This window comes from Lawsonibacter sp. LCP25S3_E2 (assembly GCF_052117285.1).
Taxonomy (GTDB): domain Bacteria; phylum Bacillota; class Clostridia; order Oscillospirales; family Oscillospiraceae; genus Lawsonibacter.
The window spans coordinates 131,043-154,783 of record NZ_JBQKJL010000007.1; the positions used below are offsets into that span (position 1 = coordinate 131,043).

The window sequence follows — 23,741 nt, forward strand, 5'->3', positions numbered from 1 at the left end:
CCGCTGCCAGTAAAAATTCCCCTCTATAATTGGGCTCAGGCGCAGCATACTAAGGCTTACCTATGAAGAAAGAGGTGAGCTTATGAAGCTGCGTCTGACTGCGGCGGCGTTGGCTGTAATCTGTCTTTTGGGAAGTGTGCCTGGGGCCGGTGCGGTGGGCACCAGTGCCAAGTCTGCCATTTTGATGGACGCCCACAGCGGCCGGGTTCTCTATGAGCACAACGCCCATGACCGACGGCTCATTGCCAGCACCACCAAACTGATGACCGCGCTGGTGGCGCTGGAGTCGGGAGTGGAGCTTTCCCAGGAAATAACCGTAGTTCCCCAGTGGGTGGGTGTGGAAGGATCTTCCATCTACCTGCGGGAGGGGGAGAAGCTCACCCTGGAGACCTTGCTGTACGGCATGCTTCTGCGCTCGGGCAACGACGCTGCTTTGGCTGTGGCGGAGGTCTGTGCCGGCTCCGTGGAGGCCTTTGCGGCGCGGATGAATGAAAAGGCCCGTGAGCTGGGGATGACCGACAGCCATTTTGTTAATCCTAACGGCCTCAACGATGAGGCGCACTATTCCTCTGCCTATGACATGGCGCTGCTGGCCTGTGCCTGCCTGGAAAATGAGACGCTGCGGGAGATGGTCTCCACCAAATCTGTCTCTATGGGGGGACGGAGCTTTACCAACCACAATAAGCTCCTGTGGCAGTATGAGGGGTGTATTGGCTTAAAGACCGGCTATACGGAAAAGGCGGGGCGTACCCTGGTGTCGGCGGCGGAGCGGGATGGTATGACCCTTATCTGCGTTACACTGTCCGACCCAAACGATTGGGCAGACCACACAGCCCTCTTTGACTGGGGCTTTTCAGCTTATCACGCACAGACCGTTGCTCGTACAGGAGAACCGGTGGGCTGGCTGCCCGTGGAGGGAAGCTTGGTGCCTATGTGCCAACTGACGGTGGGAGAGGATCTGCGCGTTGCCGTGGGGGAAGGGGAGCGGCTGAAGACAGAGCTTGTTCTGGACAGCGCTGCCCTGGCTGCCCCTGTGGCACAGGGAGAGCCAGTGGGTGAGCTGATCGCTTCCCTGCAAGGCCGGGAGCTGAAGCGGGTGCCTGTGGTGACGGCCCAGTCCATCCCCTGTGATCTGGACGAGCACGGAACGATCATCGAGAAAATCCTGGCGCGGTTTGCCGCGCTTTAGAGAAAGAGAAAGGATGGTTTGGTGGAGGAGCGGCTGCAAAAACTGATCTCTGCCTGTGGCCTGGCTTCCCGCCGCAAGGCGGAGGAGTGGATCACCGCCGGCCGGGTGACGGTCAACGGAGAAAAAGCTCATCTTGGGGACCGGGCGGATCTGGACCGGGACAAGATCATGGTAGACGGCCGGCCTTTGCGCCCGGCACAGGGGCAGGTCTATCTGATGCTCCACAAGCCACGGGGCTATGTGACCACCCTCTCGGATGAAAAGGGGCGGAAAAACGTAGCCCAGCTGGTCTCCGGCTGCGGCAGGCGGGTATGGCCGGTAGGGCGGTTGGATCTGGATTCCGAGGGGCTGCTGATCCTCACCGATGACGGGGCGCTGACCCAGCGGCTTCTTCACCCGAGCCATGAGATAGAAAAGGAGTACCTGGTCTGGGTGACGGGCAATGTAGAAAAGGCACTGCCGGTCCTGTCCTCGCCCATGGAACTGGATGGAGAGCGGCTGGCCCCGGCCAAGGTGCGCCGGGGAAGAGACAGCGGTGGAGTACACCAGCTGTCCATCACCATCCACCAGGGGAAAAACCGCCAAGTGCGCCGGATGTGTGCCAAGGCAGGACTGAGTGTGCTGCGCCTGAAGCGGATTCGGGAGGGTGCCCTCCTGCTGGACCGTAACTTGAAACCTGGCCAGTGGCGGAATCTGACCCCACAGGAAGTCCTGTCGCTGACTCCGGAGCAGGAAGAAAAGGAATGAGAGGGATTTTTGCAGGAAAAATGAAATTCCTGCAAAAATCTCTTGCATTTTTTATGGGAACCGAGTATGATTACAGAGACGGTCAAAGCGCGTCTTGCATTTTATAAGAAGAAAACCCGAGCGCTGACCGAGCGACAGGATGAGATACATAGGAAGTGAATTGGTATGAATCGTGATATTCTGGCCGTTATCCAGGAAAATATACATACATTTTCCAAAGGACAGAAGAAGATTGCCAACTTTATTCTGGAATCTTATGATAAGGCTGCTTTTATGACGGCCAGCCGTCTGGGTAAGAAGGTTGGGGTCAGCGAGTCCACCGTGGTGCGTTTTGCGGCGGAGCTGGGTTACGATGGCTATCCGGATATGCAGAAGTCCCTGCAAAAAATGATCCGGAACCGCCTGACCTCCGTACAGCGAATCGAGGTAACCAACGATCGGCTTGGGGATCAGGATCTGCTGTCTATGGTGCTCCAGTCTGATATTGAGAAGATTCGTATGACCCTGGAGGAGTTGGACCGGGACAGCTTTGAGAAGGCGGTGGATGCCATTGTCTCGGCCAAGAAGATTTATATCATCGGCGTGCGTTCTTCCGCCGCGATCGCTGCTTTCCTGCACTTCTACTTCAACTTGATTTTTGATAGTGTATGTCTGGTTTCTGCCAACACTGCCAGCGAGGTGTTTGAGAGCCTGCTGCGGGTAGGGGAGGGCGATGTGGTAGTGGGAGTCAGCTTTCCCCGCTATTCCAGCCGCACGGTCCAGGCTATGAACTTTGCCCGTGACCGGGGTGCCACGACCGTTGCCATCACCGACAGTGAGGCGTCTCCCCTGGCCCCCATTTCCCACTATACCTTAAAGGCCCGTAGTGACATGGCCTCCTTTGTAGATTCCTTGGTGGCCCCCCTCAGCCTGGTGAACGCCCTGCTCGTGGCGGTGAGCCAGAGAAAGAATGACGACCTGGCCCATACCTTCCGCACGCTGGAGGAGATCTGGGATGAATATGGAGTTTATGAGAAGGTGGAGCAGTGACCGGAGGGGATAAAAGGCTGTTTGTAGTAGGCGGCGGTGCCGCCGGGATGATGGCCGCGATCACCGCTGCCCGGTTGGGCTGTCCGGTGACACTGGCAGAGCGTAACCCGAAGTTGGGGCGCAAGCTGTATATTACCGGCAAAGGCCGGTGCAATGTGACCAACCACTGTTCCCCGGAAGAGGTACTCTCCGCCACGCCGAGAAATGGAAAGTTTCTCTACAGCGCGGTGAACCACACTCCCCCGGCGGAGGTGGAGCGTTTTTTCGAAGAACTGGGTGTGCCGCTGAAGGTAGAGCGGGGAAACCGGGTGTTTCCCCAGTCGGACAAAGCCGCCGACATCATCGATGCCCTTTTTTATGAACTGAAACGGCTGAAAGTCCCGGTTCTCCAGACCCGTGTTACCGGACTGGAGATTCAGGAAGATCGGGTCGTGGGACTTGAGACCGAGCAGGGGCAGCTGGAGGCTGGCGCAGTTATTTTGGCTACCGGCGGGCTCTCCTATCCCGCTACCGGTTCCACTGGCGACGGCCACCAGATGGCCGCTCGGGCTGGCCATACGGTGGTGGAGCCGAAGCCGTCTCTGGTGCCGCTGGAGTCGCCGGAGGCCTTTTGCGGAGAAATGCAGGGGCTGGCCCTGAAAAATGTGATGCTGACGGTAAAAAACCAGAAGGGGAAGACCCTATACCGGGAGCAGGGGGAGATGCTCTTTACCCACTTTGGCCTCTCGGGCCCTCTGGTCCTTTCCGCCAGTGCCCATATGCGCAATTTTGACCGGGAACAGTATACCTGCATCCTTGATCTGAAGCCTGCTCTGGATGAGCAGGCTCTGGATGCCCGCCTGGTGCGGGAGCTGAGCCAGGGAGCCAACCGGGATATGAACAATTTGATGGGGGCTCTGCTGCCAAGGCTGATGATTCCGGTTGTCCTTCGCCTTTCCGGTATCCCCGGAGAGAAGAAGGCCCACGACATAACACGGGAGGAGCGCCGCCGGCTGTTGGAGCTGCTGAAGGCTTTCCCTGTGCCCGTCTCCATGCCCCGGCCCATTGCTGAGGCGATTGTAACTTCTGGTGGCGTGAAGGTTGGGGAAGTGGACCCAAAGACTATGGCTTCAAAGAAGGTAAGGGGGTTATACTTTGCAGGTGAACTGCTGGATGTAGATGCCTATACCGGCGGATTTAACCTTCAAATTGCCTGGTGCACCGGTCGGGCGGCGGGAGAGTATGCCTGCAGTTTCCTGAGAGAAGCGTGAAGGGAGCTGTGCCGCTGATCACAGGTGCAGGAAGCATTTCATGGAGAGAGGGATCGTAGAGTTGAAAAGCATTGCCATTGACGGCCCAGCCGGGGCAGGGAAGAGCACCTTAGCCCGGCAGCTGGCGAAGGAATTGGGATTTTTATATGTAGACACCGGGGCCATCTACCGCACGGTGGCACTGGCCGTGCTTCGGGCTGGGATAGCTGCGGAGGACAGCGAAACGGTATCTTCCCTTTTGGAAAGTCTGAACATCCGCATGGACTATGGCCCTGATGGGGAGCAGCGGATGTTTTTAGCGGGAGAAGATGTGTCAAAGGCCATCCGGGAGCACCAGGTTTCCGGCCTTGCTTCCAAGGTTTCGGCCATTCCGGCTGTGCGGGACTTTCTGCTGGACTTTCAGCGCCGGCAGGCCAGAGAGCACAGTGTGGTCATGGACGGCCGCGACATTGGCACTGTGGTGCTGCCGCAGGCGGATGTGAAGATTTTCCTCACTGCCGCCCCTGAGGCCAGAGCCAGACGCCGGCTGCTGGAGCTTCAGCAGCGGGGGCAGCAGGCTGACCTTGAGACGGTGCTCCGGGACATCGTCCAGCGGGACGACCAGGATGAACACCGGGCAATTGCTCCCCTGCGCCGGGCGGAGGACGCGGAGCTTCTGGACACGACCCAACTGAATTTGGAACAGAGCCTGCAAGAGCTGCTCCGTATGGTAAAGGAGAAGATTGATCTGTGAGCGAAGAAATAAAGGAAACCAATCTGCCTCAGCGGGAGGAGGGCGATCTGCGCAGACGAATGGACGCCATGTTCCATGTTCTATATGCGGTGATCTGGCCTTTTTTCAATCTGTTCCGTCCGGTCAAGGCCATTGGGCGGGAGAACATCCCCGATGGTCCCGCGGTGATCTGTCCCAACCATACCACGGCCGGAGATCCCTTTTATGTGGTGTTTGCCTTTGGATATAAATACCCCATGCGGGCCATGGCAAAGATTCAGATCATGCGTGTGCCGCTCATTGGCTGGTTGCTGTCCAAGGCCGGGGTGTTCGGCGTGGACCGGGGGGCGGCCGATATGAAGGCGGTAAAAACAGCCCTGAAATTCCTGAAGGATGGCGATAAGCTGCTCATGTTCCCAGAGGGGACGCGGGTACATGAGGGGGAGCATGTAGAGGCCAAAACCGGAGCTGCTCTCTTTGCGGCCCGGACGGGCGTGCCTCTGCTGCCGGTCTATATCCAGCCGAACAAGCGGCTGTTTCGTTCTAACACCGTGGTGATCGGCAAGCCCTACCATCCCACATTTGCGGGAAGAAAGCCCACCGCTGAGGAATTGCAGGTCATTGCCCATGACCTGCTGGATCGGGTCCATGCCCTGGGGGAGAACGTTACATGAAGGTAATGCTTGCACAATCCGCCGGTTTCTGCTACGGTGTACGCCGTGCTGTGGAGCTGGCCGAACAGACCGCTGCGTCCCAAAAGCCCTGTGTCATGCTGGGTTCTATCATCCATAACCGGGATGTGGTGGAACACTTGGCGGCCCAAGGGCTCTATGCGGTGAAGAAGCCGGAGGATGTTCCCGCAGGCAGTGCGGTCATCATCCGTTCCCACGGGGAAAGCCGGGCAGTCCACCAGGGATTGGAAGAGCGGGGAATTGAGATCCTGGACGCCACCTGTCCCAATGTGACCCGCATTCACCAGATTGTACAGCAGGCGGAGCAGCGGGGACGCCAGCCCGTCATTGTGGGAACACCGGACCATCCGGAGGTATTGGCCATTGCAGGCTGGTGCCAGAATCCGGTGGTAGTCTCCGGGGAGGAAGAGCTGGAAAATTGGCTGGCGCAGGACCCCAAACGGCGGGATTTGCCGCTGACGTTTGTGTCTCAGACCACCTCAACCAAGAAAATTTGGGAGGGGTGCGTGAAAAAAGCAAAAAAAGAGTGTACAAACGCAGAATTTTTTGATACAATATGTGGAGCGACATCAAAACGCCAGGAGGAGGCACGCCAGCTGGCCCAAATTTGCGGCCTGATGGTGGTGATTGGCGACCGGCAGAGCTCCAACACCAAGCGTCTGGGAGAGATCTGCAGGGAATTCTGTCCCCAGGTCCTGCTCATTGAACGGGCTGAGGATTTGGATCTGGGTCATCTGCCCCAGGCGGATATGGTCGGAATCACGGCGGGTGCATCTACGCCCGCGTGGATAATAAAGGAGGTCTATGACAAAATGAGCGATGAAATCATGGAGATCGAAAAATCCTTCGCGGAGCTGCTGGAGGAGTCGATCAAAACTTTAAATAATGGAGATAAGGTTACCGGTACCGTTGTGGCTATCACACCCACCGAAGTTCAGGTAGAGCTGGGCATCAAGTACCCCGGCTACATTGCCCTGTCCGAGCTGACCGATGACCCCAATGCCAAGGTGGAGGACCTGGTGAAGGTGGGCGACGAGATCGAGTCCATCGTGATGCAGGTCAGCGACCGCGACTGCCTGGTGAAGCTGTCCAAGCGCCGCCTGGACATCAACAAGGGCTGGGAGGAGATCGAGGCCGCCCGCGAGAACGAGTCTGTGGTGGAAGGCGTCGTCACCGAGGACAACAAGGGCGGCGTGGTTGTTTCCGTCAAGGGCGTTCGGGTGTTCGTGCCCGCTTCCCAGACTGGTCTGCCCCGTGAGGCTCCCATGACTGACCTGCTCAAGCAGCGCGTCCGTCTGGTCATCACTGAGGTCAACCGTGCCCGCCGCCGTGTGGTGGGCTCCATCAGCCGCGTGCTGCGCGCTGAGCGTGCCGCTGCCGCCGAGAAGGTCTGGGCTGAGATCGAAGAGGGCAAGCGCTACACCGGCACTGTGAAGTCCCTGACTTCCTATGGTGCCTTCGTGGACATCGGCGGCGTGGACGGCATGGTCCACATCTCTGAGCTGTCCTGGTCCCGCATCAAGCACCCCTCTGAGGTGGTGAAGGTGGGCGACACCGTCGAGGTGTATGTCATCGCTGCCGACAAGGAGAAGAAGAAGATCTCCCTGGGCATGAAGGACCACAGCCAGGATCCCTGGACTGTGTTCACCAGCACCTACCAGGTGGGCGACACCGCCAATGTGCGGATCGTTAAGCTGATGACCTTCGGTGCCTTTGCCGAGGTTGTCCCCGGTGTGGACGGTCTGATCCACATCTCCCAGCTGGCCGATCACCGGGTGGAGAAGCCCGGCGACGTGGTGGCTGAGGGCGACAAGGTGGATGTGAAGATCACCGACGTGGATATGGAGAACAAGAAGATCTCCCTGTCCATCCGTGCTCTGCTGGAGGCCCCCGCTGAGGAGGAGGCCGCTGAGGAGCCCGCTGCTGAGGAATAAGCGATCATTTGAGAGGCCGGCTGCCAAAAGCAGCCGGCCTCTTTTGTAAAAATACGCCCATAAAATGTAAAATTTTCCTATATTCCTGTTTCTTACTTGCAATTTTGGGACAAAATTGCTATAATACATCACAGTAGCGTAGAAAATGTGATTTGTTTGGCTGAGAAAGTGAGGTTCCGAGTGTTTCAGGTGGGGGATAAGGTAGTCCACCCCATGCATGGGGCGGGTGTGGTGGAGAGCATCGTGCAAAAGAAAGTGGACGGGGTCATGCGGGATTACTATATCCTGAAGCTGCCCAACCGCTCTATGGTAGTGATGATCCCCACAGACAGCAGCGAGGAAATTGGTGTGCGGCCCATTGTAGATGGGGCACAGGCGGACCGGGTTTTGGCCGCAATTCCGAATATCCAGGTTGAGATGACTGCCAACTGGAACCACCGTTACCGAGAAAATATGGAGCGTATGAAGAGCGGCGACCTCTTTGAGGTAGCTTGGGTGATCAAAGGCCTGACGGCCCGAGATCATGCCAGAGGTCTGTCCACCGGCGAGCGGAAGATGCTCCATTCCGCCAAGCAAATCCTGATTTCAGAAATCGTCCTTGCCAAGAGTGTCAGCTACGAATCGGCGGAAGAAGCGCTGAATACCGCTTTGGCATAATTTCCATAAAGCCCAATATGATAGAACGAGGGGCCCTTCGGCCCCTTCTTTTATGGACAGGAGGTTTTTCCATGGCCGGACTGTTTTCAAAATGGAAGAAAAAGCCCGCTTCTCCCTCATGCTCTGTAGTAGTGGTGGCTGCTGGGTCCGCCCGGCGGATGGAGGGGATCGATAAGATACTGACTCCTTTAGGTGAATTGCCTGTGCTGGTACATACACTATACGCCTTTCAGGACTGCCCCGTGGTCCGTGAGGTAGTGGTGGTCACGCGGGAAGATCTGCTGGTAGAAGTAAGCCGCCTCTGCAAGGATTTTGCTTTGGATAAGGTGAGCAAGGTCATCGTAGGCGGTGCGGAGCGGATCCACTCGGTCCAGGCGGGGCTGCAGGAAGTAGACCCGGAGGCAGAACTTATTGCCATCCACGACGGAGCCCGTCCTCTGGTCACACCACAGGTCGTTGAAGAAGCGGTAGCTGCCGCCGCCCAGTCCGGCGCAGCCGCTCCAGCGATCCCGATCATTGATACCATCAAACGTTGGGAGGATGGCCTGGGGGTGGAGACGGTAGATCGCTCTGTCCTGCGGGCGGTTCAGACCCCACAGGTATTTGAAGCGGGGCTTATCCGGGCCGCCACCCAAAAGGCCTTAGAGGATGGAGAACTGCTCACCGACGACTGCGGAGCGGTAGAGCGGCTGGGCAAGAAGGTGACCCTGACAGAGGGCAGCAGAGAGAACATTAAGATTACGACTCCGCTGGACCTGGTGCTGGGGGAGGCGATTCTAACCGCCAGAACGGAGGGAAGGTTATGATAAATGTTAGAGTGGGACACGGCTATGACGTCCACCGGCTTACCTCTGGCCGAAAGCTGATCTTGGGAGGACAGGAGATCCCCTTTGAGCTGGGGCTGCTGGGCCATTCGGACGCGGATGTGCTGACCCATGCCGTTATGGATGCCCTGCTGGGTGCGGCGGGGTTGGGGGACATTGGCCGTCACTTTCCGGATACCGACCCAGCCTACGAAGGGGCGGACAGCATAAAGCTGCTGGAACATGTAACCGCGCTATTGAAGGAACAGGGCTGGCAGGTTGGTAACGTGGATGCCACCATTTTAGCCCAGAGGCCAAAACTGGCGCCCTACATCCCTGAAATGGGCCGCTGTCTGGCGGCAGCCATGGGAGTGGAGAGAGATCAGGTCAATGTAAAGGCCACCACTGAGGAGAAACTGGGCTTTACTGGGGCAGGGGAAGGAATGGCCGCCCACGCTGTGGCGTTAATTGTTCGATGACAAAATGGCAGGGGACAGCTTGCCCGTATACCGGTCAGGCAAAACGAAATAGCGATTTAACAAAAGCCTGTGCGGTAAAAAACTGCACGGGTTTTTTAATGGGTGATTTCAAGCACCGAAATGTTTGCCTCACAAACGCATACGGCGGGGGGGATGGGCTCCTCCGGCCTGGATCGTGTTTTAGATCCGAAGAGTTTTGAAGCTCGTGATGTCAGTTAAGCGCTGTTTATTGGGAATTTTGCCTTGTTTGGGTTGGGGTTTAATGCTACAATCGGAACGAAACAGCAGCGCAGGCCTGACGGCTGACTCAGGACTAGGCGGCTGCAATAACAGGTGAAGGATTGGTCATTATGCTGAAGCTGCGTACAAAAATTACGTTGCTGGTTTGCTCCGTGATTGCAGCAATCTTGATTTTAAATCAATATCCTGTGTCCATGAGCTTGCGTCAGACGGTGATGGAGACAAGCGGTTCGGCCTTACTGGATGTGGCGCGGCAGTGTTCTGTGGCGCTATCCCATTCCATGCAGATGGGGGATTATTCTGCGCTTCCGGAGTTGGCAGCTCAGGCGCAGGAATGTACCAATTGTACCGGAATTGCCATTTTGGACCGGTCAGGAGAAGTCTGTTATAACTCACCTGGCCATGAAATCGAGCCCTCTGTCCTGGAACAATATGGATCCAGCCTGCCCGGAGAGATGGAATATAAAATTCAAAACAACAAGGACGGGGTAACCACGATTTATGCCGTTGCACCCATTGAAGGGCCGCAGGGAGAAACCTTGGGACGTGTTGTGGCGAAATTGCAGCATGAGCAAATTCCATCGGGTTTGCAGAAGGCCCAGCGTGAGCTGAATACAATGACGCTTTTGGTCATGCTCATTGCATTGCTGTTTGTTTGGGACCTGACGGACAATATAAAGGGAACCATGTTCAATTTGGAACCGGTGGAAATTGCGCAGCTTCTGGTAGAACGCAATGCTTTGATCGATGCGGTACGAGACGGCATTTTGTCGGTGGACGCCCAGGGAAAGATTATCCACGTCAACCGTACAGCCATGAAGCTATGCAGGCAGTCCCTGGAGCAATTCGATCCCAAGACGGATAGCTTTTCCCGGATATTTCCGAACAATTCGCTGGATCATCTGATTCACTGCGATCATCCCCTCTATGACCACGAGTGCCTGATCGGCAGAGACTGGTACTATGTGAACTTTGTCCCCATTAAAGTAGAACAACCGAAACATGAGAGTCTGCTGATTACGTTCCGCCCCAAGCAGGAAGTAGTTCGCTTTGCGGAAGACATCACCGGTGTGAAAAGTTATATTGAGGCCCTGCGCGGACAGATGCACGAATTTAATAACAAACTTCAGGTAGTAGCGGGCCTTGTGCAGGGAAAGAATTATGAGCAGCTGGGGCAGTATGTGAATTCCCTGATTCATCTGAAAAACCGTGAAATGGTAGAGATCAATAAGAAAATCAAAGATCCTATTTTAGCGGCCTTTCTGCTTAGTAAATTTGATCGGGCGGCAGAGCAAAAAGTAGATCTTATCTTAACGGATCATTCCGAAGTTCGAAGCAAACTATCACAGGAATTCCTTCAGGATCTGGTAGTAATTGTAGGAAATTTGTTGGAAAATGCCTTTGATGCGGTGCAGAACAGTGGGATGCGCACGGTTACCCTGGAGCTGATGGAGACAGGCGCAGAGCTGTCGGTATCCGTGTGGAATTCCGGCCCGCCGATTCCGCAAAATCTCATTGAAAAGCTGTTTGATTACGGAGTTACCACCAAGGAAGAGGGACATGGAATCGGGCTTTATTTGGTGCGCCAAGCGTGTAACCGCTACAACGGCTATACTACGGTGGTCAGTGATCCCAAAGATGGGACGGAATTTACCACTCATATCCCGATCCCGGAGAAGACAGGAGGAGAACTATGTACCGAGTGTTGATCGTAGAGGATGATCCGCAGGTGGCCAGCATCCATTCCCTTTATCTAGCGCAAGCGGGTTTTGATGTGGTTGGCATTGCTGGGGATATGAAAACTGCGTTGGAATTGCTCAGCCAGTATCAGGTGCACCTGATATTACTGGACATCTATCTCCCTGGAGGGAGCGGACTACAGCTGCTTCGGAAAATCCGGACGGAGGAACAGCAGATTGAGGTTATCATGGTATCTGCAGCCAAGGACGGAGCTCAAATTCGGGAGGCATTTCGGCTGGGGTGCCTGGATTACATCATGAAGCCTTTTACCTACGACCGTCTGCAAGATGGATTGGAAAAGTTTCAGATTCGTTATCAGATTCTGAACAAGGAGACGCTCAGTCAAAAGGAAGTGGATCTGTTGGCTGAGCGGCAACATGAGTCCCATGTCCCCCTGTGCTTGCCCAAGGGCATCGACAGGCAGACACTGAAACTGGTGTGTGCCGCGGTGCTGAATGTCAAGGCTCCTTTTGGGGTACATGAGGTGGGGGAGGAGATCCAACTGTCCAGAGTATCGGCAAAAAAGTACCTGGATTTCCTTTGTGACCAAAAGCTGCTTCAGCAGACCTATGTGTATGGCAATAAAGGGCGTCCGGCAAATCTCTATCAACTTGCGGCGGCATCGCAGCTGCAGGAGATGGTCGAGCGGCTGGACCACATGTAACGACAGGCTGCTTATTTTAATTACATAATTCACAGAAAACTTACAAAATATTTACTGGCTTTCTTTTGATGATATACTAAAGTTGGCTGTGGAGCATGGGTGGAGGAAGACGATGTCACAGTTATATCGACTGCTGGAAAAACAGTTTCATTTAACTGAAAATGCGACTACTGTGCGCACAGAGGTTATTGCTGGCGTGACCACCTTTGCCACAATGTCCTATGTCTTGGCCACGGTACCGAATATTCTCAGCAATGCTGGTCTGGCAAAGGATTCGATATTAAGCGCAATGATTCTGATGATCATGATTTGCAGTGTTGCAATGGCGCTTTATACCAACCGACCCTTTGCAATGGCCCCAGGTATGAGCTCGGTGGCGGTGATTGGACAGACCATAGGAGAGGCAGGAATCTCTGTGGAGGTGGCCTTTGGGCTGGTTTTTCTCAGCGGGGTCATTTTTGTGCTGATCTCCTTTATCGGACTGCGAGAACTGGTCGTCAAGGTGATCCCCACCAGTGTAAAAATTTCCATCAGTGCCGGAATTGGCCTGTTCATTGCTCTGATCGGGCTGAAGTCCGGCGGCGTTATTGTAGCGAGTGCCTCAGACTCTTTAAATTTTGGAGATTTGACATCTCCCAACGTATTTTTGTTTGTTGTTGGCTTTGTGGTGCTCCTCTTCCTGGAGGCAAGGAAGTTTCGCGGCAGCATGATTGTCTCGATCTTGGTGGTGACGTTGCTGGCCATCCCTATGGGGATTGCCGTGGTGCCGGAAAAGATGGTGCAGCTTCCGGCTTCCCCCATGGAGACAGCGTTCCGGATCGACATTCTTGGCGCATTGAAGCCAGAATATATTCCGTGGCTGTTTACGTTCTTTGTCCCGGATTTTTTTGGAACGATGGGCATCATTCTGGGCATTGCCAACCGGGCCAATTGGCTGGATGCGGATGGCAATATGCCGGAGATTGAAAAGTGCTTCAAGGTGGATTCCCTGTCTACAGTGGCAGGCAGCCTGGTTGCCATGCCGGTTATGACCACCTATCTGGAATCGGTAAGCGGCGTAGAAGATGGGGGAAGAACGGGGCTGACAGGAGTGGTCACCTCGGTGATGTTTGGCCTTATGCTCCTTTTTACTCCCTTTGCGCTGATGATCCCTATTGTGGCTACGGGACCGGTATTGTTTTATATTGGACTGCAGATGCTAAGTGCCATGAAAAACATCAATTACGATGATGTAACGGAGTACATTCCGGCTTTTATTGCCGTTTCTATGACTATTTTTACAAATAATATTGCAAATGGCCTTTCTCTCTCTGTTCTTGCATATGTATTTCTAAAGGTGGCGGCCGGAAAAGGGAAAGAACTCCATGCGGCTATGTACGGCCTGTCTATCTTTCTGATCTATTATTTTTCCACCTTACTCTAACTCGGCAGGAGTGAATCATCCAGGTCGCCTGCCGTGTAAGTTTCATTCGGATTTTTTGTATCGGATGGAGGAAACGATCCATTGCCGTTTCTGCTGTTCGAGCAATAAAAATCACCGGAAAAGCTTTCCGGGCAGCGACACTTGGATATTAAGGAGGAAGAGAAATGAGCAGTTTGAGTACCACGTTAGAAAAACGGTTCCGGCTGAGGGAAAACGGAACCAATCTAAGAACGGAGCTGCTGGCTGGCGTTACCACGTTTGCCACGATGTCCTACGTTCTGGCTACGATCCCCAATATGCTGGAGCAGGCCGGACTTGTGCGAGGAGCCGTGCTGACAGCGCTGATCTTTGCCATCGTAATCTGCAGCGTAGCAATGGCGCTTTATACCAACCGCCCCTTCTGCTTAGCCCCTGGTATGAGTTCGGTGGCGATTATCAGCTCCATTGATTCCATTGGCATGCCATTGGAGACGGCCTTCGGATTGATCTTTATTGAAGGTGTTATTTTTGTTATCATCTCGTTTGCGGGACTGCGCAACATCATCGCTACCGCGATTCCGGCAAGCATTAAGATCGCACTGAGCGGCGGCATTGGACTGTATATCGCCCTGATCGGTCTGAAATCCGGCGGCATCATTGTCTCCAGCCAGAGCAACACCCTGATCTTTGGCGATTTGAGCACGCCCAAGGCCCTGATGTTTGGCATCGGTTTTTTGCTGGTGCTGATTTTTGAGGCCCGGAAGATCAAGGGAAGCATGATCCTTTCCATTATTATTGTGACTCTGGTGGGGATTCCTCTTGGCGTTACTACGCTGCCCACCAGTCTCTTGAACCCCCCTGCGGGTATCAGCGATGTGACCTTCCGCATTGATGTACTGAGTGCTCTTCGTCCGGAATATTTCCCCTGGCTTCTGACCTTCTTTGTGCCTGACTTTTTCGGAACCATGGGCATTATTCTGGGTGTAGCCAATCAGGCTGGCTGGCTGGACAAGAACGGCGATATGCCTGGGATTGAAAAGTGCTTCAAAGTGGACTCTCTGTCCACCGTGGGCGGCAGCCTGTTCTGTATGCCCGTTATGACTACTTACCTGGAATCTGCCAGCGGCGTAGAGGACGGAGGCCGCACCGGTCTTACTTCTGTCACTACGAGCGTCCTGTTTGCACTGATGCTGCTGTTTACCCCCTTGGCGCTGATGGTGCCCGGTGTCGCTACCGGCCCCGTCCTTACCATCATCGGCTTCCAGATGCTCAGCTCTATGCGGAGCGTAGATTACAGCGACAAGACCGAGTGCCTGCCCGCTTTTATCGCTGTTGCTATGACGATCCTGACCTACAACATTGCCAATGGTATGGCTCTGTCTATTATCTCTTATCTGATTTTGAAGATCGCTGCTGGTAAGGCGAAGGAAATTCCTGTCCCCATGTATGTCGTAGGTCTTTGCATGGCGTTCTATTTCTACACGCTCATCTGATAGAGGTTTAGTTGTAAGTACATAAGCAGTTCTGCTTTCTATCGTCCGCCGGAATCTGAAAATTCCGGCGGATATTTTTTGCACTGAGAATAAAATGTTCCTCCTATGAAACAGTGAAACTGCTGGCCAGAAGCACTCTCCAGCCCTTGCCGGTGTCCTTTCCCCTGAAGGGATGGGGAGCGCTTTTTTGTATTTCCGGATGCCTGAATTGTACCGCTGAGAATGGGATCAAACCAGTCATTTTTATACGACCTGCGGGTTGAAAGAGGCGGATTTTGAACAATAAAGGCCGTTCATGTCCGAAAATTAAGAAAACTTAAGAGAATGTTCAGAGGGTTCCTCGGTTTTCTATGGTATGATCTCTTCGATCCGGATAAGAAAAATATACTGAAAATTTATGTCACACTAAAATAAAGCTAGTATTTTGTTCTTATTCTTTTTTAAATACAATAAAGGCGGCGATGGTATGGAGTATATTTTGCAAACAGAAAACCTGTCGAAAGTCTATGGAACAAAAACCGTTCTGGATCATGTGAGCATCCATGTGCCGAAAAAGTCGATCTATGGTTTGGTGGGGAAAAACGGAGCCGGAAAGACTACGCTTATGCGTATTGTCTGCGGCTTAACGCAGCAAAGTGAAGGAAGCTGTACATTGCTGGGCAAGTCAAATGATGCCGCAGTACGGAAGCATATGGGGATGCTGATTGAAAAACCAGGCATCTACGAACACATGACGGCCATGGAAAATTTGCGCTATTTTTCGCTGCTGTTTGGCATCCAATCGAATGATTATCACGGAATCCTGGAAATGGTTGGATTGCAGAACGCTGAAAAAAAGAAAGCACGTCAATTTTCGCTGGGGATGAAGCAGCGATTGGGCATTGCAATTTCATTGCTGGGAAATCCCGAGTTTCTCATTCTCGATGAGCCGATCAATGGCCTTGACCCAGAAGGGGTCTATGAGATGCGCAAGATGCTGGAGACATTGAATCGTGAAAATGGTACCACCATTATGATCGCCAGCCACATTTTAAGTGAGTTATACAAACTGGCGACGGATTACGCTATTATTGATGGCGGATGTCTGATTGATGAGTTCAGCAAAGAAACACTGGAACGTGCATGCAGCAGCGGCGTCCATGTCACGGTGGAACCGGAATACCTGCAAGATGCACAAACACTCATTGCTTCCCGTTATCCGGATGTCCGGTGTGAAGTTCTTTCCAATCAAAGCTTGCGTTTGCATGAGAAAATTGATCCGGCGGACCTGAACCAATTCCTGGTGGAACACAAAGTACGTGTGTGCGGTTTGGGGACAAACGAGGAAGACATTGAGAAATTTTTTGTCGAAAAGCTTTCGGGAGGGCGAGCGGTATGAAAAATCTAATTCGCGGACATATTTATCAGCTGAAAAAAGATCCTTTCTTTTTTGGCTGCCTTGCGCTGAGTTGTATTCTCCTGGTTGCATCGATCCGGCTTTCTCTTTCTCTGGCAGCTGCATTAACCCCTGTTAAGGGGATAGAAGGGCTGTTTCATACATTTTTGGGTGGTGATACCATCCTTTATGTGTTCATGCTGCTGACCGCAAATACGGTTGCAGAAACTTATCGCTCCGGTGTGATGAAAAACATTATAGGGCGGGGGATCACAAAGAAACAATATTATCTCTCCATCGTTTTTACGGTATCCGCTGCATATGTATTGCTCATGCTGATGGGCGGTATCGTTATGGGAGCTCTTGCAGGAAGCCGATTTGGTATAGGGGCAATTTCTTATCCTGGTTACTATGCTCTTTCCATCATAGCGCGTATTCTTTTTACAATGGCCCACATCAGCTTTGCACTTACAATGACGATCTACACCAGAAATGCAATTACAGGTGTTGTTTTCGGCCTTGTGATTCCGAATATCCCGAGAATTTTGGAAATGGTCTTAGGTTTTTTGAAAATTCATATTGACCTCAACTTTATCAAGGTCTCTACGCATATGCCGTCTGTTTATGCGGCCTCAAATGATTTATCATCCTTTTTGCCGTGTTTTGTTGTGTTGAGCGGTTATCTTATTTTATCGATTGTTGCTGGCCTCAGCCTTTTGAAGACGCAGGATATTAAATGATTTGCAATGAAACGCCGGCGTATCGCTGCGTATCTGTTTAAAAATGCAGCTGCCCATCAGTCGAACCGGGGCAGCATAGCCCTAGATATAGGTCGGGGATGGGAAAACGGCAGAAGATGCCAATGCAGATCTTGCGCCGCATAAACAAAAAAGAAGGGTACTCCCAGAAAAACGGGGTACCCTTCTTGTAGTTAAACCAGAAAACCGCCTGTGGTATTTGTTTGGCCAGCGATGGAATCAAGATTATGAAGTTCTGCTTTGACAATAAAAAGCGAGAAAAATCCGCCGTTTTTGCACAAAAACGGCGGATTTTTGGTCCGAGTGTCATTTAAGAGCTTCAGAAAATTGAGAATACGAATAGGTGTAGGCAATCAGTATTTCTCTATTAAAGTCCGATTACACGGTTCCAGTCTGCTATATACATATACATTCTCTGAAACTCACTAGGAAGTAACATGCGATTATGCGCTATAAAGTTTCGTGCTTTTTCAAGTTCTTCCATTCGCTGGATTAACCAATGTTGGGATGGAATTATACTTTCGAAATATTCCCATTTTTCAACCATGATAGTGGCCAACATACCAAAGTCAACAAAACCCAAAGAATCCTCTTTTTCACCTTCAAGCCAGCTATCTTTAAAAGCTGTCTTTTGACGGTTTTCAGCGTGATTTCTAACACGAGAGGATAACTTTGACCACCAATCTGGCCCGTCTTTCTCTAGAAGCGTATCTCTAATTAGTGAGCGGACTTCATTTTCGAAACAATGTAACAATGCATATAATCTAGCCATCTCTAATGCATTGTTGCGACGAGAAACACTAAATGGCGATAATAATTCTGCCAATAAATGTTGATCAGAATTTGAAGAAGATGCCCCAATTTGAATGCCCGCCGATTGAAATCTTTCGGCTTCCGATTCTAGCATAAGTCCCCGAAACAAAAAATCCCTTAAAGAAGTATAATAGTCACTCAAACAAATGCTCCTTTATTGACTTAAATATGGCATTATACACTTCAATGTCTTTGGTCGCCGGCAAATGAATTTCAATATTGTAGTGTAAGCTAGGAACTTTACTATTTGATGTAGGCTGATGGGAGACTGGTGGTGGACTTTGTGGCACCTCGCTCTCGTTAGGATCTGCTTCGACAGAAGGTTGGACGGGAGATGCAGAATTTAGGCGAGGGGATTCAGCATTTAAATCGGCCAATTCCAGAAGAGCAAGGAAAGTCTTTGCTTGTCGCTCTGCAACTAAGTCCGTGGTATTGAATGTACTCTTAAACTTCCCTTGAATTATATCTTTATCGCTTGCCGTCGGCCTTTCCTTAATGACAAACAAATCGGAATAAGCCTCTTTTATCGCAGCGCCCATTACTGCTTTACAAATGGCGCGATTGCGATATTCATGGTATCTTAGCTCACTACGGATAAAGAAGCAAGGAGAGGTTAAAAATTTTTGCCGTTCCCATCCGGCGGGGCCTCGCCGGATAGGTCTGGCTCAATCGTCGGGCAAGTCCACCTTGCCTACAAAAGAATAATAAATCTCGATGTCCTGGTGGCGCGTTCCCTGCTCGTCCTTCCAGCACTCATGCACCACGATCTTCTCCACGAACTCCCGCAGGAGGGTGGGGGTCAGCTCCTCAAAGCTGGTGTACTTCCGCACAACGGCCATGAACTTCTCCACGTTCACAGCGGCCTCCTGCGCCTGCCCCAGCTCCGCCTGTAACTCGGCGGCACGGGCCTTCAGCGTGGCCTGCTCCTGCTCATAATCGGTGGACAACTCCATGAAACGCTCGTCCGTAATGCGCCCGCTCACGCTGTCCTCATACAGACGCTTGAAGATGCCGTTCAACTCTCCGATACGCTTCTGCGCCGCCTCCAGCTCGCGGCGGCGGGCGGCGTTCTTCCGCTTACCGCCGTCCTCGTTCTGTGCCATCAGCAGCTTCATAAACCGGGCCTCATGCTTGGCGGCGTAGCTGGTGACTTTCCGCAGATTTTCCGTCACGCCCGCCGTCAGAAGGTCGGTGCGGATGAAATGTGCCGTACAATCGGCGGTGCGCTTCTTGTAGCTGCCGCAGATGTAGCAGTCCTGCCGCCGCTTGTTCGTTTCATACCTCTGCTGGTACATGACGCTGCCGCAGTCGGCGCAGAACAACAGACCGGAGAACAGGCCAACCTCGCCGTAGCGGTTGGGCCGCTTTCGCTGTTTGCGAAGCTCCTGCACTCGCTCCCAGGTGGCCTCGTCAATGATGGCCTCGTGGGTATGCTCAAAGACCATTATCTTGTCCTCTGGGTTGGCAACGCTGGTCTTGACCTTGTAGGACACCTTCTCCGTCTTGAAGTTGACGGTATGCCCCAGGTACTCCCGGCGCTCCAGGATGTGCGCCACGGTGTTGCTCGACCACTTACAGGGGTAGTCCGGGTAGTAACGGCGGGTGCTGCCGGTGCGCCGGTACTCCATCGTCCCCGGCGTGGGGATGTTCTGCTCGGTCAGCATCCGGGCAATCTTGGTGGGGCCGTTCCCGGCAAGGCACAGACTGAATATCTGCTTTACAACAGGTGCGGCCTCCGGGTCAACAACGAAGTGTCCGTCCGGGCCTTTCAGATAGCCATAGACCGGCTGGCTGGTGATGGGTTTTCCGCTCATGCCTTTAGCCCGGAAAACCGCTTTGATTTTCTTGCTCGTGTCCCTCACCATCCATTCATTAAATAAATTCCGCAAGGCGCTCATGTCGTTGTCGCCCTGGGCGCTGTCCACGCCGTCATTGATGGCGATAAAGCGGACGCCTTTCTTTGGGAAGGTAATTTCTGTAAATAGGCCCACTTGCAGATAATTCCGTCCCAGGCGTGAGAGGTCTTTCGTCACGACCGTCTTGACCGCGCCGCTCTCCACAGCGTCCATCATCTCGGTGAAGCCGGGCCGCTGGAAGTTGGCTCCGCTCCATCCGTCATCCACGAAAAACTGATAGGGCATCAGGCTATGCTCACGGGCGTAGCTTTCGAGGATGCGCTTTTGATTGGAAATCGAGTTGCTCTCGCCCTGCAATTCATCGTCGCGGCTGAGGCGGCAGTACAAGGCGGTGATGGGGGCTTGCATGGGTTGCTGTCTTAACATCGTTTCCTCCAATCCGACAGCCCCGGCCCCGCTATTCCGATGGCAACAGTATAGCACAGGCCGGGGCGGTTGTATAGTGCTTTTTACTTCCTTACAAGAAAAAGTTTTAAGCTGAGGATTATCGCGGAACTACCGGCAGGAGGTCACGGGCCGGGGCTGATCTGGCAGCGGCTTTCGGCCTCCAGGACTTTCGCCATTTTGTCGGCGGCGGTGTCGGTGGTGTCCTGCTTGAAGTAGCCGGAAACGGTGAGGACGGTGTTGCCCATGCGGATTTCAGTCACGCAGTCCGGGCGGCGGGTGGTGGTCTTGCTGGGGGTGTCGGTCATAGGCGGCTCCTTTCAAATTTTTGTTGTGGACATTTAGAGGGCCATTTTCGAGGCCCGGAATGGTAGTACACAGCTCCCCTATTGAGGACGGCCCAAAAGCCCCGTGATACCGGGCTTTTCAAGGGCCTAAACCGTTACATGGCGGCCCGGTGGCGGCGCACCCGCTCACGGGTCTTGCGGCGTTCTTCCTCCTTGGCGCACTCCGGGCAGTATTTGGCCCGGTTGGATTTTGGGATGTACCAGCCACCGCACAGGACGCACTTTTTTCTTTCCCGGCGGTGGAGCAGGGCGGCGCACAGGCTTTCGTCCAGAGGCAGCACAGCCGCCCGAAACCAGCGGCAGATCAGCGAATAGGAAATGCTCTGCGGGCAGACACATTCCTCCCCATCGTCCAGCAGAAGGCAGTTCCCGCCGTCATAGTTGCAGCAGTCATGCACCAATCGCCGGACGGCCCGGTACTGCGGATAGGTCAGCCGGACGGCGTTATCGGTCATGCTCGTCCCTCCGCTGGCTGGGCGCACCGTGAAGCACCTGGTCGATGTTCCGCTTGACGGTCAGCAGCTCGTCCGCCTCCCGCTTACGCTCCTGATACTCATTGTACCCGGCGTTCTTCTCGGACATCAGGGCCTCGATCTCCGCCGTCAGCTCCTTGACGGTGGGCAGCTTGGTGATGCCGTTGGCCTTGAAGAAACGAATGGTGGCCTCGGAGAGGAGAAGATCACCTTCATGCTCCTGCCGGTAGGCGGCGCGGGCCTTGGGCGTTTTCTGTGCGGCGAGGCCATCCCGGACTGCTTTGGTGTTCCGGTAGATGATGATCTGCCGCCGCAGCTCCTTTTTTTCTTTCAAGGCCAATTCCTTCGGCTTCAAGCTGGCGGCGCTGTCACGCACAGCGGCAAAGGCGGCGGACACGGCGGCGTCCAACTCCTCCGGCGAGGAAAAGCCATACTCGGTATAGACGTTGACCGAGTTTGCTATCTGCTTCAGGTTGAACACGGACGCCCATTGCTGGTAGCCGATGCCCTTGCCCTCGGCTTTCTTGGCCTCAATGTCCACCATGCGCTGGACGCCCTGGGGCTGGCGAAGCTGCTCCCGGATGCTGGGCTTGGCTCCCAGGCTGGGACGGGCGGCGTTGCGTTCCAGAGCGGCACCGACGGCGGCGCGGTCGAAATCGTCCCCCAGCTTCCGGGCGGTGATGGGCTTGGCCCGGTCGGGGGTGAGGTAGGACAACCGGCCCCGGCTCTCCTTGACGGTGATGCCCCGCTGTAACAGCCGCTGGGCAAAGTCCTCGAAGCTGACGGCCAGGTTGAGGACGGCCCGGATCTCCCGGCGCAGCTTCTCCTTGTCCGTTTCAAACTTGGTGGGCGGCTTACCCTGGGCGGCGGCTTCGGTGTCCAGAGCAAGCTGCCCTTTCTTCTGCGCCCAATACTCCCGTTCGGTGACACGGTTTTTGCTCCCGCCCAGCAAGTCGATTTGGTACAGCCCCGCCCCCTGGCACAGCTCCATGACCTCGGCCCGGAAGTGGCGCATGGCTGCGGCGGTGCAGCGGTGCTTGGCTCCGGCCTGGGTGTCGCTGGCTCTGTCCATGTACGGTTTGCGCTCCACCTCGGCCACCCGCAGGGAGTTGATAACGATATGGACATGGATGTTGCCGCTGTGGTTGTGACCGTCCGGGTGGGTGCAGACCAGGGCCTGGTGTCCGGGGAACTGCTCGGCACAGAACCGCTCCCCCAGCGCCTGGGCCTTGTCCATTGTCAGGCCGTGGTCGGGGCCGTCCCTGGGGTCAAAGGACAGGATGTAGTGATGGCTTTTCACGTCCTCCCTCTGCTGGTTTTTTCCATAGCGGAGATTGGCCCGCATACAGGCTACGGCGAAGTCCTCCTCGCCGCAATTCAAAGAAGAAATGCGGTAGTCCTGACGGGGGACAAGCCGCCCGTTCTCGTCCAGGATGGGCTTGCCGGTGAACTCGTCATGCTCAAAGGTGAGGTACTGCTCCGCCACGCCGTAGTCGGCATTTTTAGAGCTTAAATGTTTCAGTGTTGCCAATGGCTTCACCTACCTCTCGAAGCACCTGGAACTTGAGGGCAGCGAGGTCGGACAGCTCCGCCCGAACCTCGGCGGCGAGGGTGTTGTACGGTGCTCCGTACTCGTTCAGATACCGGGCAATCTGATTGAGGTTGCCGCCGATTTTCCCATACTCCCCGGTCAGCCTGCCCACGGCGGCAAGCAGCTCGTCATTGACGGGGGACACGATGATGATGGGCTTGACGGTCGCGCCGGTGATGGCCTGCCGGATAAATTCGGACTGGCTCATGCCGTAGGCGGTCAGGCGCTCCATGAAGTCGGCGTGTTCTTCTTCGGTCACACGGGTCTTGATGATGTGGGTGCGGTGGGGCGTGTTGTAGCGTTTGGACAATAAACTTTTACCTCCTGTTTTGAAATTCCCTTTAGGGTATAGTTCGCCCATTATACACCTTTCAAGTTTTCCATATTCAGTTGTCATGGGCGATGTGTTACGCGATGGAAAAGGGAACATCAGGCTTTGGAAAAACACAATGCACCCAGGTGGTCAAGACCATCTGGGTGCAGAGAATTTTACTGATATTCACTTTTTATATCGCTCATCGTTAAGACTATTATAGAGCGAATGTAAAGTATTGTCAATGCGTTTTGAGGTCTAGTTTTGTCGAATTGGCCCGATGGAACAGTACAGACGCAAAGCGGGTGTACTATTCCGGCGGGTGCGCCGCTCTGCGGCGATTGCGGAAACGGCTTCCGATTTCCGCCTGGTCAGGCGAGAACGCAACAGGCGGGGCTGACGGATTTTTGTGGCGCGGCTGCGCCACAACACCGGCGCGGAGCGCCGGTCAGCAGGGTTTGGGGAAGGCACTCCCCAACAAGTAGCAGACCAGGGGAACAAATGAGCGGAGCGAAATTTGGGTCACGGGTCGATACTTGCTCTCGCTCTCGCTCTCGCTCTCGCTCTCGCTCTCGCTCTCGCTCTCGCTCTCGCTCTCGCTCTCGCTCTCGCTCTCGCTCTCGCTCTCGCTCTCGCTCTCGCTCTCGCTTCTCTTTACATTGACAACACAAAGCCCATTTGCTATAATATCGCGAAGAAGAACAGCCATGTTGTTCTAATTTCAGTATCGGAGGTATTCA

24 protein-coding genes are annotated in these 23,741 nt (G+C 53.9%); 16 read left to right on the plus strand and 8 right to left on the minus strand.

Annotated features, from left to right (window positions below):
• Positions 1-82: 82 nt before the first annotated feature.
• From ACTQ3R_RS08395 to ACTQ3R_RS08470, 16 genes are all read left to right on the plus strand, one after another.
• Positions 83-1,189, plus strand: coding sequence for a D-alanyl-D-alanine carboxypeptidase family protein (locus ACTQ3R_RS08395; protein WP_441778686.1), 1,107 nt, complete (start codon positions 83-85; stop codon positions 1,187-1,189).
• A gap of 21 nt (positions 1,190-1,210) precedes the next feature.
• Positions 1,211-1,936 carry a pseudouridine synthase gene (locus ACTQ3R_RS08400; RefSeq protein ID WP_441778687.1) on the plus strand — a complete coding sequence of 242 codons (726 nt, stop codon included), beginning with the start codon at positions 1,211-1,213 and terminating at the stop codon, positions 1,934-1,936.
• A 165-nt stretch (positions 1,937-2,101) separates the two neighbouring features.
• Positions 2,102-2,965 carry a MurR/RpiR family transcriptional regulator gene (locus tag ACTQ3R_RS08405; RefSeq protein ID WP_441778688.1) on the plus strand — a complete coding sequence of 288 codons (864 nt, stop codon included), beginning with the start codon at positions 2,102-2,104 and terminating at the stop codon, positions 2,963-2,965.
• Positions 2,962-4,215, plus strand: coding sequence for an NAD(P)/FAD-dependent oxidoreductase (locus tag ACTQ3R_RS08410; RefSeq protein WP_441778689.1), 1,254 nt, complete (start codon positions 2,962-2,964; stop codon positions 4,213-4,215). The genes ACTQ3R_RS08405 and ACTQ3R_RS08410 overlap by 4 nt, the downstream gene beginning before the upstream one ends.
• A 40-nt stretch (positions 4,216-4,255) precedes the next feature.
• On the plus strand, positions 4,256-4,948 hold the full coding sequence (gene cmk / locus ACTQ3R_RS08415) for a (d)CMP kinase (RefSeq protein WP_441778690.1): 693 nt from the start codon (positions 4,256-4,258) through the stop codon (positions 4,946-4,948).
• Complete coding sequence (locus ACTQ3R_RS08420) at positions 4,945-5,601, plus strand: lysophospholipid acyltransferase family protein (protein ID WP_441778691.1); 657 nt, start codon at positions 4,945-4,947, stop codon at positions 5,599-5,601. The genes cmk and ACTQ3R_RS08420 overlap by 4 nt, the downstream gene beginning before the upstream one ends.
• Positions 5,598-7,553, plus strand: a complete 1,956-nt coding sequence (locus ACTQ3R_RS08425) for a bifunctional 4-hydroxy-3-methylbut-2-enyl diphosphate reductase/30S ribosomal protein S1 (RefSeq protein ID WP_441778692.1) — start codon at positions 5,598-5,600, stop codon at positions 7,551-7,553. The genes ACTQ3R_RS08420 and ACTQ3R_RS08425 overlap by 4 nt, the downstream gene beginning before the upstream one ends.
• A gap of 180 nt (positions 7,554-7,733) precedes the next feature.
• Positions 7,734-8,210, plus strand: a complete 477-nt coding sequence (locus tag ACTQ3R_RS08430; protein ID WP_441778693.1) for a CarD family transcriptional regulator — start codon at positions 7,734-7,736, stop codon at positions 8,208-8,210.
• Between the two features lie 71 nt (positions 8,211-8,281).
• On the plus strand, positions 8,282-9,016 hold the full coding sequence (ispD, locus tag ACTQ3R_RS08435; RefSeq protein ID WP_441778694.1) for a 2-C-methyl-D-erythritol 4-phosphate cytidylyltransferase: 735 nt from the start codon (positions 8,282-8,284) through the stop codon (positions 9,014-9,016).
• The gene (gene ispF / locus ACTQ3R_RS08440) at positions 9,013-9,492 is read left to right on the plus strand and encodes a 2-C-methyl-D-erythritol 2,4-cyclodiphosphate synthase (protein ID WP_441778695.1); all 480 of its coding nucleotides are present in this window, start codon (positions 9,013-9,015) and stop codon (positions 9,490-9,492) included. Before ispD ends, ispF begins: the two co-directional genes overlap by 4 nt.
• Positions 9,493-9,842: 350 nt before the next feature.
• Positions 9,843-11,441, plus strand: coding sequence for an ATP-binding protein (locus ACTQ3R_RS08445; protein ID WP_441778696.1), 1,599 nt, complete (start codon positions 9,843-9,845; stop codon positions 11,439-11,441).
• On the plus strand, positions 11,426-12,136 hold the full coding sequence (locus ACTQ3R_RS08450) for a response regulator (protein ID WP_441778697.1): 711 nt from the start codon (positions 11,426-11,428) through the stop codon (positions 12,134-12,136). The genes ACTQ3R_RS08445 and ACTQ3R_RS08450 overlap by 16 nt, the downstream gene beginning before the upstream one ends.
• Before the next feature lie 112 nt (positions 12,137-12,248).
• Positions 12,249-13,559: an NCS2 family permease gene (locus ACTQ3R_RS08455; protein ID WP_441778698.1), complete on the plus strand. Its 1,311-nt coding sequence runs from the start codon at positions 12,249-12,251 to the stop codon at positions 13,557-13,559.
• Between the two features lie 164 nt (positions 13,560-13,723).
• Positions 13,724-15,031 (plus strand): NCS2 family permease, encoded by a 1,308-nt coding sequence (locus tag ACTQ3R_RS08460; protein WP_441778699.1) that lies wholly within the window; start codon positions 13,724-13,726, stop codon positions 15,029-15,031.
• A 466-nt stretch (positions 15,032-15,497) separates the two neighbouring features.
• Positions 15,498-16,409: an ABC transporter ATP-binding protein gene (locus tag ACTQ3R_RS08465; protein ID WP_441778700.1), complete on the plus strand. Its 912-nt coding sequence runs from the start codon at positions 15,498-15,500 to the stop codon at positions 16,407-16,409.
• Complete coding sequence (locus ACTQ3R_RS08470; RefSeq protein WP_441778701.1) at positions 16,406-17,146, plus strand: hypothetical protein; 741 nt, start codon at positions 16,406-16,408, stop codon at positions 17,144-17,146. Before ACTQ3R_RS08465 ends, ACTQ3R_RS08470 begins: the two co-directional genes overlap by 4 nt.
• 385 nt (positions 17,147-17,531) lie before the next feature.
• Here ACTQ3R_RS08470 and ACTQ3R_RS08475 read toward each other — a convergent pair whose 3' ends face one another.
• From ACTQ3R_RS08475 to ACTQ3R_RS08510, 8 genes are all read right to left on the minus strand, one after another.
• The gene (locus tag ACTQ3R_RS08475) at positions 17,532-18,119 is read right to left on the minus strand and encodes a Swt1 family HEPN domain-containing protein (protein WP_441778702.1); all 588 of its coding nucleotides are present in this window, start codon (positions 18,117-18,119) and stop codon (positions 17,532-17,534) included.
• Positions 18,112-18,633 carry a DUF5343 domain-containing protein gene (locus ACTQ3R_RS08480; RefSeq protein ID WP_441778713.1) on the minus strand — a complete coding sequence of 174 codons (522 nt, stop codon included), beginning with the start codon at positions 18,631-18,633 and terminating at the stop codon, positions 18,112-18,114. The genes ACTQ3R_RS08475 and ACTQ3R_RS08480 overlap by 8 nt, the downstream gene beginning before the upstream one ends.
• A gap of 9 nt (positions 18,634-18,642) precedes the next feature.
• Positions 18,643-20,259, minus strand: coding sequence for a recombinase family protein (locus ACTQ3R_RS08485; RefSeq protein WP_091132806.1), 1,617 nt, complete (start codon positions 20,257-20,259; stop codon positions 18,643-18,645).
• Between the two features lie 143 nt (positions 20,260-20,402).
• The gene (locus ACTQ3R_RS08490; protein ID WP_091132804.1) at positions 20,403-20,585 is read right to left on the minus strand and encodes a transposon-encoded TnpW family protein; all 183 of its coding nucleotides are present in this window, start codon (positions 20,583-20,585) and stop codon (positions 20,403-20,405) included.
• 134 nt (positions 20,586-20,719) lie between these two features.
• Positions 20,720-21,079: a cysteine-rich VLP domain-containing protein gene (locus ACTQ3R_RS08495; protein WP_091132801.1), complete on the minus strand. Its 360-nt coding sequence runs from the start codon at positions 21,077-21,079 to the stop codon at positions 20,720-20,722.
• Positions 21,069-22,628, minus strand: coding sequence for a relaxase/mobilization nuclease domain-containing protein (locus ACTQ3R_RS08500; protein WP_091132798.1), 1,560 nt, complete (start codon positions 22,626-22,628; stop codon positions 21,069-21,071). The genes ACTQ3R_RS08495 and ACTQ3R_RS08500 overlap by 11 nt, the downstream gene beginning before the upstream one ends.
• Entirely contained in the window at positions 22,600-22,998 is a 399-nt protein-coding gene (locus tag ACTQ3R_RS08505; RefSeq protein WP_177187319.1) for a plasmid mobilization protein, read from the minus strand. Before ACTQ3R_RS08505 ends, ACTQ3R_RS08500 begins: the two co-directional genes overlap by 29 nt.
• Positions 22,999-23,449: 451 nt before the next feature.
• Positions 23,450-23,710 (minus strand): hypothetical protein, encoded by a 261-nt coding sequence (locus tag ACTQ3R_RS08510; RefSeq protein WP_441778703.1) that lies wholly within the window; start codon positions 23,708-23,710, stop codon positions 23,450-23,452.
• Positions 23,711-23,741 lie beyond the last annotated feature (31 nt).